Source organism: Flavisolibacter ginsengisoli DSM 18119 (assembly GCF_900129295.1).
Taxonomy (GTDB): Bacteria; Bacteroidota; Bacteroidia; order Chitinophagales; family Chitinophagaceae; genus Flavisolibacter; species Flavisolibacter ginsengisoli.
Genome location: NZ_FQUU01000013.1, coordinates 100,448 through 112,654, shown reverse-complemented (window position 1 = coordinate 112,654; position 12,207 = coordinate 100,448). Strand labels below are relative to the sequence as shown.

General features: G+C 39.9%; 13 protein-coding genes. 6 read left to right on the top strand and 7 right to left on the bottom strand.

Annotation, left to right across the window (positions count from 1 at the left end):
- Nucleotides 1-111 precede the first annotated feature (111 nt).
- From purS to BUA53_RS14920, 3 genes are all read right to left on the bottom strand, one after another.
- The gene (purS, locus tag BUA53_RS14930; RefSeq protein ID WP_072836186.1) at nt 112-357 is read right to left on the bottom strand and encodes a phosphoribosylformylglycinamidine synthase subunit PurS; all 246 of its coding nucleotides are present in this window, start codon (nt 355-357) and stop codon (nt 112-114) included.
- Nucleotides 358-458: 101 nt separating this feature from the next.
- The gene (locus BUA53_RS14925; RefSeq protein WP_084080124.1) at nt 459-1,265 is read right to left on the bottom strand and encodes a CDP-alcohol phosphatidyltransferase family protein; all 807 of its coding nucleotides are present in this window, start codon (nt 1,263-1,265) and stop codon (nt 459-461) included.
- Between the two features lie 72 nt (nt 1,266-1,337).
- Nucleotides 1,338-2,627: an aminopeptidase P N-terminal domain-containing protein gene (locus tag BUA53_RS14920; protein ID WP_072836184.1), complete on the bottom strand. Its 1,290-nt coding sequence runs from the start codon at nt 2,625-2,627 to the stop codon at nt 1,338-1,340.
- Nucleotides 2,628-2,898: 271 nt separating this feature from the next.
- Between BUA53_RS14920 and pckA the strand changes: the two genes are divergently transcribed.
- The gene (pckA, locus tag BUA53_RS14915; RefSeq protein ID WP_072836183.1) at nt 2,899-4,503 is read left to right on the top strand and encodes a phosphoenolpyruvate carboxykinase (ATP); all 1,605 of its coding nucleotides are present in this window, start codon (nt 2,899-2,901) and stop codon (nt 4,501-4,503) included.
- 332 nt (nt 4,504-4,835) lie between these two features.
- Complete coding sequence (locus BUA53_RS14910) at nt 4,836-5,435, top strand: DUF922 domain-containing protein (protein WP_072836182.1); 600 nt, start codon at nt 4,836-4,838, stop codon at nt 5,433-5,435.
- 38 nt (nt 5,436-5,473) lie between these two features.
- On the opposite strand, the gene BUA53_RS14905 is transcribed toward BUA53_RS14910, so the two are convergent.
- Both BUA53_RS14905 and trpS read right to left on the bottom strand, forming a co-directional pair.
- Nucleotides 5,474-6,109: a deoxynucleoside kinase gene (locus BUA53_RS14905; protein WP_072836181.1), complete on the bottom strand. Its 636-nt coding sequence runs from the start codon at nt 6,107-6,109 to the stop codon at nt 5,474-5,476.
- A gap of 88 nt (nt 6,110-6,197) precedes the next feature.
- Nucleotides 6,198-7,199, bottom strand: coding sequence for a tryptophan--tRNA ligase (gene trpS, locus BUA53_RS14900; RefSeq protein ID WP_072836180.1), 1,002 nt, complete (start codon nt 7,197-7,199; stop codon nt 6,198-6,200).
- A gap of 238 nt (nt 7,200-7,437) precedes the next feature.
- Between trpS and gatC the strand changes: the two genes are divergently transcribed.
- Genes gatC through BUA53_RS14885 form a run of 3 tightly spaced genes read left to right on the top strand, consistent with a single transcriptional unit; the run spans nt 7,438 to nt 9,021 of the window.
- Nucleotides 7,438-7,734, top strand: a complete 297-nt coding sequence (gene gatC / locus BUA53_RS14895; protein ID WP_072836179.1) for an Asp-tRNA(Asn)/Glu-tRNA(Gln) amidotransferase subunit GatC — start codon at nt 7,438-7,440, stop codon at nt 7,732-7,734.
- 10 nt (nt 7,735-7,744) lie between these two features.
- A complete protein-coding gene (locus tag BUA53_RS14890; protein WP_072836178.1) occupies nt 7,745-8,446 on the top strand; it encodes an ABC transporter ATP-binding protein in 702 nt (233 codons plus the stop codon).
- An 8-nt stretch (nt 8,447-8,454) separates the two neighbouring features.
- Nucleotides 8,455-9,021, top strand: a complete 567-nt coding sequence (locus BUA53_RS14885) for a cob(I)yrinic acid a,c-diamide adenosyltransferase (protein WP_072836177.1) — start codon at nt 8,455-8,457, stop codon at nt 9,019-9,021.
- An 18-nt stretch (nt 9,022-9,039) separates the two neighbouring features.
- On the opposite strand, the gene BUA53_RS14880 is transcribed toward BUA53_RS14885, so the two are convergent.
- Complete coding sequence (locus BUA53_RS14880) at nt 9,040-9,717, bottom strand: ABC transporter ATP-binding protein (protein WP_072836176.1); 678 nt, start codon at nt 9,715-9,717, stop codon at nt 9,040-9,042.
- 210 nt (nt 9,718-9,927) lie between these two features.
- Between BUA53_RS14880 and BUA53_RS14875 the strand changes: the two genes are divergently transcribed.
- The gene (locus BUA53_RS14875) at nt 9,928-10,149 is read left to right on the top strand and encodes a DUF2795 domain-containing protein (protein ID WP_072836228.1); all 222 of its coding nucleotides are present in this window, start codon (nt 9,928-9,930) and stop codon (nt 10,147-10,149) included.
- Nucleotides 10,150-10,236: 87 nt separating this feature from the next.
- Here the strand turns inward: BUA53_RS14875 and BUA53_RS14870 are convergent, their stop codons facing one another.
- Complete coding sequence (locus BUA53_RS14870) at nt 10,237-12,189, bottom strand: protein-disulfide reductase DsbD family protein (RefSeq protein ID WP_072836175.1); 1,953 nt, start codon at nt 12,187-12,189, stop codon at nt 10,237-10,239.
- Between the last annotated feature and the right edge of the window lie 18 nt (nt 12,190-12,207).

The window sequence follows — 12,207 nt, the reverse complement described above, 5'->3', positions numbered from 1 at the left end:
GATTCAATTTATTACAGCTTTGCCATTTTATCAGTTTCTGCTTATTGCATTGAAGGATAGCTATTATTACAATAACAGTTTTGAATCTAACAGCATTTATTGAATCAGACATCAAACAGCAGTAATTTCAAAATATTCCATTACCGGGTTTGCTAATAGCTTTTTACTGGCTTCTTCAGCTATTTGTTTTGCCTCTTCTGCTGAATTGGCTTCCACCTGGAGACTGATATTTTTTCCAATGCGTACATCTTCAATGGCTTTCAATCCTAAATTTCCGAGCCCTGTCATTACTGCTTTCCCTTGCGGATCGAGTAATTCTTTTAAGGGCATTACTTTAACCTGGACGGTGAACTTCATTTCTCAAAAAATTTATCCGGCAAACCTAAGGAAAAGTTTTGCTACCCTTCTTTATTGTATGTTGAATGAGGTTGTTTTTATACCATGCAAGCCTGCCGGACTTAAACAGTGACGTCCAGTGTTTGCTTATGAACATCAGTTACCATAGGAGGAGGCTCTTTGGAAAACATGGAGAATACCAGGTATAATACAAAAATAACAGGCACAGCCAGCCATTTCAGCCAGATGATGCTTATTACGGATAATACCAGTAATGTATATTTAACCGAATTGTTCTTGAAGGAATAATCTGTGAATTTAAAGGCCATAAAGCTCCTGTTACTGACCATGAGATAACTAACAGCTAAAATAACAAAGTAAAGGAACCATACATTGATGAATAGCTGTTGTAAGCCAAGTGTCTCGTACCAGATAATCAGGGGGAAGGAAGCGACCAGCAAGCCAGCTGCAGGACAGGGCACACCTTTGAAACTATAAGTTTGGTTAGTGCTGATGTTGAATTTTGCCAGGCGCCAGGCTACAGCAGCAGAAAAGATAAAGGCTGGTAACAATGCCATCAAGGAAACATCAAGCCCGTTTTCTTCCTTTGCATACCCTATGCGTAGCAACTGGTAAAGTATCATCCCCGGGGCTACACCAAAACTAACGACATCGCATAAGGAGTCCAATTGCTTTCCCTTTTCGGAGTTTGCCTTAAGCATACGAGCCAGGAAGCCATCAAGAAAATCAACAATGGCTGCTCCAAAAAGAAAGAGTGATCCCTGCCAGATCTTCTCAGGCAACGTAACCTGGGAAGCACCCATATTATCCAGGACCACAATGGTTTCGCCTGTCTGAAGTATGAGCACTATTGCGATGCAACCAAAGACCAGGTTGATAAGTGTAAAAATATTAGGTATCTGTTTCATGCTCATTCCCCGCAGGGCGTATAATTAATCAACAAATATATAAGAAAGCCCCACTTCACATGGGGCTTATGATCATTTTGCCATTATAGCTTCAATTTCCTCTACTGTAATAGGAATACCTTCGAACAGATCTATGTTTCCATTTTCGGTTATCCATAAATTGTTCTCGATCCTGATTCCCATTCCTTCTTCTTCAATATAAATTCCTGGTTCCGCAGTAAAGAGCATTCCAGCTTTAATAGGTTCAGTACGAGTCCCCAGGTCATGTACATCAAGGCCCAGGTGATGGGAAATACCATGGTAAAGGTATTTGCGATAGGCCCTATTCTCCGGATCTTCATTCTTTACATCACTTTCTTTCAGTAGTCCTATCTGAATAAATAGTTTGGTAGCCTCATCCCCTACCTTGTCAGTATAATCATTGATAGTAATGCCAGGCTTTAAGAGGGACTTGGCATAGTTGTGCAACTGAAGGCAGGCATTGTATACTTCTTTCTGGCGGGGTGAAAATTTACCATTTACGGGAATGGTGCGTGTGAGATCTGCATTGTATCCTCCATAGGAAGCACCAAAATCCATTAGCACCAGTTCACCATCTTTACATTCCTGGTTATTTGAAACATAATGCAGGGTCCTGGCCCTGTCGCCGCTGGCAATAATGCTACCATAGGCTTCTCCGGAAGCTCTTTGTGAAAGAAATGAATGTATGATCTCCGCCTCTATTTCATATTCCATAACACCCGGGTGAATAAACTTCATAACCCTGATAAAGGCATTATGAGTTATTTCTACCGCTTTTTTTGTTACTTCTACCTCATACTCAGTCTTGATGGCCCTAAGCTCTTTCATAAGCTTTGCAGCTCTTTCATATTGATGTAAGGGATAGCGGCTTTTCATCTCATCAACAAAACGGTAATCCCTTGAACGCACTAAACTGGACTTGCGATCATTTTCATTAGTATCCAGGTAAATAATATCGGCAAGATGGATCCAGGTCTGGAGCAGGGCATCGATAGAATCAAGCCATACGATTGTTTGTATGCCACTCATTTCAATGGCTTCCTCCTTTCTCAAACGTTTGCCATCCCATTTTTCCTTTAATTCTACAGGCCTTACCAGAACCAGCACTTCACGATATTTAGGATCGGGGTTAGATGGAAACAAAACCACCATTGTATCTTCCTGTGTAATTCCTGAAAGCCAATACAGGTCGCTATTTTGTTTGAAAGGATGCAGCGCATCGCCATTGCTGGGCACTTCATCATTGCTTACAAATATGGCAATGGAACCAGGCTTCATTTTTTCTATAAAGCGTTTCCTGTTCGTTTTGAATAACTCCGGATTTAAAGGAAGATTTTTCATGCTTGTTTTAATTTAAACACGGGCAAAGTAACCGAAATGATGAAACTTATTAACTGACCCTGCCTTTTTTTTTAATTTTTATGCTATCACCATCCTTAGTATAAAACAACAAACAGGATAAAATTGAGGAGCTCGATTCTTGGGTTGTGCAAATGTTTCTTCATTTTAATCTATTTGCAGTTCCTATGCAATGTGTATATAAGACACGTGTTGCAGGCATGAAATTATTATAGACTTACCTTTGTACTTTATTTAAAACGATTGCTATTATATGTCAGTACCTACAATTACTATCTCGAAAGAGAAGTTAGTGAAGCTTGGTTTGCAATATACTGAAAGCCTTCACTACCAATCCACACCCGAAGAATTAATACAAGATGCCTTACGCTTAGGAGAGGGCCAGTTAACAGACACAGGAGCCCTTGCCATTTGCACCGGTGAGTTTACCGGAAGATCACCCAACGACAAGTTCACCGTAAAAGACGAAATCACAGAAAACACCATTCACTGGAACAATTTCAATATCCCCATCGAGGAGAAGTATTTTTTTATTGTCCATAAAAAGATGATGGATTACCTGAACGGTAAAAAAGAAGTATGGGTGCGTGATTGTTATGCTTGTGCAGACCCCAGGTACAGGTTGAACATAAGAGTGGTCACTGAAAGGCCTTCAACCAATTTATTTGCTTACAACATGTTCCTTAGGCCAACCGAGGAAGAACTCGATGATTTCAAACCCGAGTGGCATATTATTTCCGCTCCTGACCTGCGTCTTGACCCGGAAGAATGTGGGATCAGGCAATACAATGCAGTGATCGTTTCTTTCAAACATAAAACCGTGTTAATAGCTGGCACAGGTTATACAGGTGAAACTAAAAAAGGCATTTTCGGGGTGCTGAATTATATTTTACCACAGGAAAAAAATGTATTAAGCATGCATTGTTCTGCCAATGTAGGAGAGGATGGAGACACTGCTATTTTCTTTGGTCTAAGTGGTACTGGCAAAACAACATTGAGTGCAGATCCTAACAGGAAACTGATTGGGGATGACGAGCATGGATGGGCTAATGATGGTGTGTTTAATTTTGAGGGGGGCTGCTATGCCAAACTGATTAATCTATCGCCTAAAAATGAACCAGAAATCTATAATGCTATCAGGCCTGGTGCCATTGTGGAAAATGTAAAGTTTTATGAGGGTACCAACCAGATCAATTTTGAGGATGGTTCAATCACAGAAAATACCAGGGTATCGTATCCAATAGAATTTATAAGCAATGCCCAGGAGCCCTCAGTTGGAGATATTCCTAAAAACCTATTCTTTTTGACCTGCGATGCCTATGGAGTATTGCCTCCGATTGCGAAATTGACAAAGGAACAGGCCATGTATCAATTTATTTCCGGCTATACAGCCAAAGTTGCCGGTACTGAGGAAGGAGTAATTGAGCCTAAACCTACTTTTAGCGCGTGTTTTGGCGCACCATTTTTGCCTTTACATCCCGGCAAATATGCCGAAATGTTGGGTAGGAAAATGGAAAAGCATGATGTAAATGTATGGCTGGTAAATACCGGGTGGAACGGTGGTCCATACGGAGTGGGCAAACGAATGAAACTTGCTTATACGAGGTCTATGATTACGGCGGCAATATCAGGGGCGCTCAATAATGCTGAAATGCAGAAAGATGAACTATTTGACCTTGCTATACCCAAGGAAGTTCCGGGTGTACCATCCGAGCTTTTATTTCCAAGGAATACATGGCCAGATAAAAATGCCTATGACGAAAAGGCGCTGTTCCTCGCTGGATTATTTAAAAAGAATTTTGAGAAATATGCCTCCGGAGTAAAAGAAGAAGTAAAGGCTGCCGGTCCAAAGATTTAAAATCACATCCTCTGTATTTATAAAATGAAATGCCCTCCTCCCGGAGGGTTTTTCGTAACCTTATATGTAATGCCTTTAGTGCCATTTTATAATCCCTAATCTTTTTTACTTCAATAAAATGGTAAGTAATGGCAACGAGCATACCCCGTATTTCCTCTAAAACCTTATAAATCCGGCATCATTTCAACTATAAAATTTGGGGTTAGGTCGATACCCTTTACCCCTTTCATCTTCATTTAACGCCAGATACAATTTCTCTTTTTTACTTTTATTTTAACCTAATTGCAGTAAGCCCATCATAATTTTTAGAATCTGATAAGCGTTAGACCACTATGAGCTACCACCACCTACTTTATATTATAATCCTTGCTCTAAACTTTTCGGGAAAACCCGCACCAGACATTACTGCCACTAAAAAAAGTCCGAGAATAGAGAAATCAATTAATCCAAGAGGTGAAAATGAAGAGTTTATTCCGTGGACTTTTAGCCGCCGTTTAGAATGGGAAGATTTTTTATGTGCGCCTAAAAATAACTCTGATGCGGTAGCTTCCACAAGTACTTCGTTGGGAATAGCTTACCAGGTAGAAGATGGAGAACTTACCTATTCTATCAGCTGTAATTTTTCTAAACACAAGTCATGGGGCTTGCTGAAAACGGAATATATTTTAGCTCACGAGCAGGGGCATTTTGACATTACAGAAATTTTTGCCCGTAAATTATATAAAGCCCTTTCAGAATACCAGTTTAACAGGAGAACATACCGCAAGGACGTTAATGAGATCTACAAGGCAATAGTGGAAGAGAAAGAAAACATGCAGGCGGAATATGATGGAGAATCTGATCATAGCCGCAACAGGAGGATACAATATGACTGGTTAGAGAAGATAGATCAACTGCTTGATGAAACAGCCCCTTACGCTAATTACCCTTAAGTGAAATAGAATTGCAATAAACTTAGATCTGTATCAGCTTAAAACAGGCCATATAACTGGGCGTCTATTTTGCTCATTATAATTCCCAGGTCTTCTTCCTTTTCGCCAAATTTGTTTTCGTCTACGTTTATTATCAGTAGAGGCCCTTCCTTATATGTATCGATCCACTTGGTATAATATTCATTAAGCCGTTTTAAATAATCCAGGCGGATGTTTTCTTCGTATTCTCTTCCTCTCTTCTGGATCTGGCCTACAAGTGTAGGAACAGAAGCCTGCAGGTAAATAAGCAGGTCGGGAGGCTGAACCATTGTTTTTAGAGTTTGAAAGAAGCTATAATAATTTTCAAAATCCCTTTTGGTCATCAAGCCCATTTCATGAAGATTGGGAGCAAAAATATTAGCATCTTCATAGATTGTCCTATCCTGGATGACGGTCTCACTACCTCTATGTATCTCTAATAACTGGTTGATACGGCTATTCAAAAAGTATATCTGCAACTGGAAACTCCAGCGTGGCATGTCTTCATAAAAATCATTAAGGTAAGGATTGTGATCTACGTCCTCGAAATGAGGTATCCATTTATAATGCTTACTAAGAAGTTGTGTAAGTGTAGTTTTTCCTGCACCAATATTTCCAGCTATTGCAATATGTTTTGCCTTTTTAGATTTTGCCATAAAATGATGGGGACTGATTCGTTCAGTTATTCAAGGGGCACAAAATAGAATATAGTACTGAGATTTATGAGTAAACTTTAATTTTTGTCTAGTAGTATTTCAGGCCTGCTAATTCCCGGGCTGCCTCAATTGTTTTGGTAGCACTGATGCGCGCCTTTTCAGTTCCTTCCTTCATAATCTTTTTCAAATAGTTTTCATCATTCCTGATTTCATTAGCTTTTTCCCGGATAGGTGCTATAAACCTGACCATATCTTCAGCTAACTGTTTTTTCATATCACCATACCGGATGTTAGCATTATTGAAATCTTCCCGGAACTTAGTTACTGTTTGCTCTTCACTGACCAGGCTCATGATCTGAAATATATTTTTTATGTACTCAGGCATTTCAGCATTAGGCTCTGTAGGCCCGGCATCTGTTTTAGCTTTCATAACTTTTTTCCGGATCAGGTCATCATCATCTGCCAGGTAAAGGGTAGCATATTGGTTTTCGCTCTTACTCATTTTACCAGCTCCATCAAGGCTCGGCACTTTTACCAGGTCAGCTCCAAAGTTAAAAGCCAGGGGTTCAGGAAACAGGTCACCATATCTATGGTTAAAGCGTTGTGCGAAGTTCCTTGCCATTTCCAGGTGTTGCTCCTGGTCCTTGCCAACGGGTACATATTTGGCCCGGTGAATAAGGATATCTGAAGCCATTAAAACCGGGTAGGTCAAAAGGCCTGAGTTTACATTTTGGGGATTCAGACGCACCTTATCCTTGAAGGTAACGGTCTTCTCCAATTCACCCTTGTAAGCAAGCATATTCAAAAGGAGATATAACTCCGCAATTTCGGGAACAGAACTTTGAACATACAAACTAACCTTTTCAGGGTCAAGACCTGCCGCCAGGTTTTCAGCTATCACTCTCAATACACTTTCCCTTAACCCTTTGGTATCGGGATGTGTGGTAAGGGAATGCCAGTCGGCAACGAAAAAATAACATTCATAATCTTCCTGCATGCGAACATAGTTGCGCATAGCACCAAAATAATTTCCCAGGTGTAAAAACCCGGTAGGTCTGATTCCACTTAATACAATCTCTTTTGCAGCCATAAATCCTCTTTTGGGATGGCGAAGATAAGAAGTCTCAATAGTCAAATTAAGCTTCCTTGCCTTACTGATCAACAGATCCAGGTAAGTTTTGTCTTAGCCTTAGGGGAAGGAATGTACAAACCTTTTGAAAATTATTTTTCTTCATGTTCAATTAACCATTCTAACTAAAGGAAACTTTTGTCAGGACCACCTATCCAAAAGCATAGATCTGATATGAATCTGTACTTATATTTGTTTAATGCAGGTAGATGACGCCCTTATTGCAAAATTATCCCGTCTCTCTATGCTTGATTTTAATGAAGCAGAAAAGGAAGAGATCAAAGCAGATCTTGTAAAAATGATAGGATTTGTAGATAAGCTGAAAGAACTTGATACGAGTGGTATTGATCCCTTGCTGCATATGAGTGGGAATAATAACATGCTTCGTGAAGACGAAGTAAAAAACATGCTTACCCAGGAAGAAGCCTTAAGAAATGCGCCTTTGCATGATAGCCAGTTTTTCAAAGTACCTAAAGTGATCAAAAAACCAGATTAATCTTAATGTAATGGAGGCCATCATACACCTGGACAATATCAAGAAAAATTACTACCTGGGAAAACAAGTCATTGAAGTATTGAAAGGTATCTCCTTTGATATTTTAAAGAATGAATATGTAGCATTAATGGGGCCTTCCGGTTCAGGCAAAAGCACCCTAATGAATATACTGGGTTGCCTGGATACACCTACCAGTGGAACGTATATATTGAATGGTCATGATGTTAGCTCAATGGCGGATAATGACCTTGCAGATGTCAGGAATAAAGAGATTGGTTTTGTATTCCAGCAATTCAACCTGCTTCCCCGGTTGACGGCGGCTGAAAATGTTGCACTACCACTTGTATATGCTGGCGTACCCCGTAAGCAAAGAATGGAAAAAGCCCTTGAGGTACTATCAAGGGTGAACCTGGCGGATAGGAGCCACCACAAACCCAATGAGATGAGTGGAGGACAAAATCAAAGAGTAGCCATTGCCAGAGCATTGGTGAATGATCCCTCTATCATCCTTGCCGATGAGCCTACAGGTAACCTGGATTCGAAAACCTCTCACGAGATCATGGAGATATTCAGTAAAATACATGCGGGAGGAAATACGGTAATCCTTGTAACTCATGAAGTTGATATAGCTGAATTTGCACACAGAATCGTACGATTGAAGGACGGCATCATAGAAAGTGACGTCAGGAAAGAGCAATTGCTGGTTAAATAATAAATGAAATGGCTTTCAAGATCTATACAAAGACAGGAGACAAAGGCAATACTTCATTAATTGGGGGAACGAAAGTGCCTAAGAATGATATACGGATTGAAACTTATGGCACAGTAGATGAATTAAACTCCTGGATAGGATTAATTAATGACCAGTTGAATGATGCGGAGTTTATCTATGAATTAAGAGAGATCCAGGACAGGCTTTTTACAATAGGTTCTTCTTTGGCAACAGATGCAGAGAAAGAAACTAAAATGAGATTGCCGGACCTTCACCAATCAGATATAACCATACTGGAAAACAGTATAGACCTGATGACATCCCGGTTGCCAGAGATGAAATCCTTTATACTTCCTGGAGGACATCCAATAGTTTCTTCTATTCATATAGTACGTTGTGTATGCCGCCGGGCAGAAAGGCTGGCAGTAAATATGCAACAACATGAACTATTTATTGATGAAAAGGTGATCCAATACCTGAACCGGCTTAGCGATTATCTTTTTACCCTTGCCCGCTATGTGGGTCTTAAGCTTGGGGTAGATGAGATAAAATGGAATCCGAGAATTGGTCAGTAGAAATTTTTTGTAAGCTCCTCAGGTTTCAATCTCCAGATCAACCTCAAATACGATCTTACCATCTTTCATAGTGAGTTTACGGTCACTTAGTTGTGCAAGTTCTTCATTATGGGTAACAATAAGGAATGTCTGGTTAAATTCCTTTCTTAATTTAAAGAAGAGTTGGTGAAGTTCACGGGCATTTGCTGTATCCAGGTTTCCTGTAGGTTCATCTGCAAATACAATATCAGGATTATTGATAAGCGCCCTTGCCACGGCTACCCGCTGCTGCTCCCCGCCTGATAAAGCACCCGGTTTGTTATGCAACCTATGGCTAAGCCCCAATAAATTAAGCAGCTCCCCTGCCCTTTTCTTTACTTCATTTTTATTATTTCCAGAGATCCATCCGGGAATACATACATTTTCCAAAGCAGAAAACTCCGGAAGCAAGTGATGAAACTGGAATACGAACCCAATATGCTTATTACGGAAATCAGCCAGTTTTTTGCCTGAAAGATTGGTCACATTGATATCATGCAACATAACTTCCCCTTTATCGGGCTTATCAAGAGTGCCTAAAATATGCAACAAAGTGGACTTACCAGAACCTGAAGGGCCTACAATACTTACGATTTCACCGGTATTTATAGAAATTTCTACACCTTTCAGTACTTCTATTGTTCCGTATTTTTTATGTATATCCCTGGCTGTTAGCATCTTTAGAATTATTCAAATATCCATAAACAATACTGCCCGGCAAAGTTCAATCCCTGTTTTTAACCATATAATATTCAACATTTGGAAAATTAGTTATTACACCTACATTTGCGAAAAATTTGGGGGGTTCAATATAATGGCCGTTTGTTGTAAACTGGCATGGAAATTATACTTCACCATCTCAATAAAATCAATCAAAAACCTACAAAGATGTTTTGGACGTTAGAATTAGCATCCTACCTGGAAGAGGCACCCTGGCCAGCGACAAAGGACGAATTGATCGATTATTCAATCCGTTCGGGAGCGCCTATTGAAGTAATAGAAAACCTGCAGGAGCTCGAAGATGAAGGAGAGGTGTATGAAAGTATTGAGGATATATGGCCGGATTACCCTTCACAGGATGATTTCCTTTTTAATGAAGATGAATACTAATTGTACGACAATACACAATAAAGCCACTCCCTGGAGTGGCTTTATTGTTTCTAACCCTTTGATCAAAGGTGAATTAATAGGTATACCCTATTTTTTACTCTTTTTATATGCATCCAGCCCGCATTTCAGCCAATCCCGGAACTGACCTGCTGATGGTGTATATGCTTTGGTTTTAGTCAAAGCCACTTCATCGGCAGAAATAATGGCATATTGAGGCTGGGAAACGGCATTAAAATTCTCAGATTGAAAAGTTGCCCACTTATCTCCCACAGTTATAATGGGTTTTTCGGTACCTGACTTGGTGTTATAAACAAATTGCTCTGATGCTGGTAATTGCTGCCTCTCATCTACATACAGGGAAACGACTATAAAATCATTTTTCATTAATTCCTTTACTTCTTCATTTGTCCATACATTTTCTTCCATCCTTCTGCAATTGACGCATGCCCAACCTGTAAAGTCAATTAATACGGGCTTATTTTGTTCACGTGCCATTTGCAATGCCTTTGCATACTGGTTATGAAGCGGCTCTACCCCTGTTTCATAATTTACAGGGTGTTGGTAAATACTATAACCGTAGGGAGGCGGGAATCCACTGATAAGCGTGAGTCTTGCCCATTTGGTATTTGTTACCCCAGGCACCAGGTACAGGGTAAATAATCCGAATAAGGCGATAAAGAAGACCCTTGTCTTTGAAAAACGAGGTTTACTATCATGTCCAAACCTGATAATGCCAAGCAGGTAAAGTACAATAGCTATTCCTATTAAAATCCATAGGGCAATAAACACTTCTCTTTCCAACAGATGCCATTGCTTAACCAGGTCAGCATTTGAAAGGAACTTTATGGCCAGGGCCAGTTCCAGGAACCCCAATACTACTTTGACTGAATTAAGCCATCCTCCTGATTTGGGGAGCGATTGAAGCCAGTTAGGGAATAAGGCAAAAAGAGCAAAGGGAAGTGCAAGCCCCAACCCAAAGCCTGACATTCCAAAAGTTAATTGGGTAGCTCCATTATCACTCGTCAGCACACCCGCAAGCAGGGAACCTAGTATAGGTCCTGTACAGGAAAAACTAACAATAGCAAGTGTAAGAGCCATAAAGAAGATGCCCCAGAAATTACTCATACCTGCCCTGGAATCTATTTTACTGGCTAAACCACTTGGCAAACCAATCTCATAAAGTCCAAAGAAAGAAAGAGCGAAAAATATGAACACCACGAAAAATGTAAGGTTCAACCAAACATTGGTAGATATATTATTTAATATCTCAGGGTTTACACTGCTTAAAAGATGAAACGGTACACTTAATAAGGCATAGATTATAAATATACTTAGCCCATAAAGCAATGCGTTTTGTATTCCCTTTTTCCGGGTTCCGGACTTTTTGGTGAAGAAGGAAACTGTCAAGGGAATTAATGGGAAGACACAAGGTGTAATAAGAGCGATTAGTCCTCCAATAAACCCAAGGAGAAAAATAGAAAACAAGCTTTTATCTGCAGTATCATCGTCCCCACAATTATTAACAGGGTTTTTGAGGTCTATAGTAGGTACTTTTATTTGGGCCGTGGTGTTTACTCCTCCTTCCAATGAAACATTAAATGAAAGTGCGGTAGAAGGATAGAATTCTTCACCCCTACCATAAGTATACAATAAAGTGCCCTGAAGATGACCAGGAATAACCCCTGGAAAAGTTATGGTTTTTTTCCAGGTAGCAGGCCCCTCGTAGGTCTTTACAACAGTATCAAATAAGGGGCTGTGCGTTTTTTTAAAATAACCGGAATCGGCATAACCATTTGTAACCATTATAGACGAATCGGACAATTGCAATTCGGTGGTGGGCACCTCACTTAATAATTGATCCGGAGCGTACAAATCCCAACCTTTATTTCCAGTTGTTGAGAATATCAATTGGTATTGGTTAGCACTGATTTTTTTACTGCTAACATTCCATTTAAATGGCTGAATTGAATCTTGCGCATGTGTTAAAACTCCTGCCAGTATAAAAAATATAAATAAGCCGGCCTGAACGATTGCTTTCATCTTCCTGTATTTAAAGCA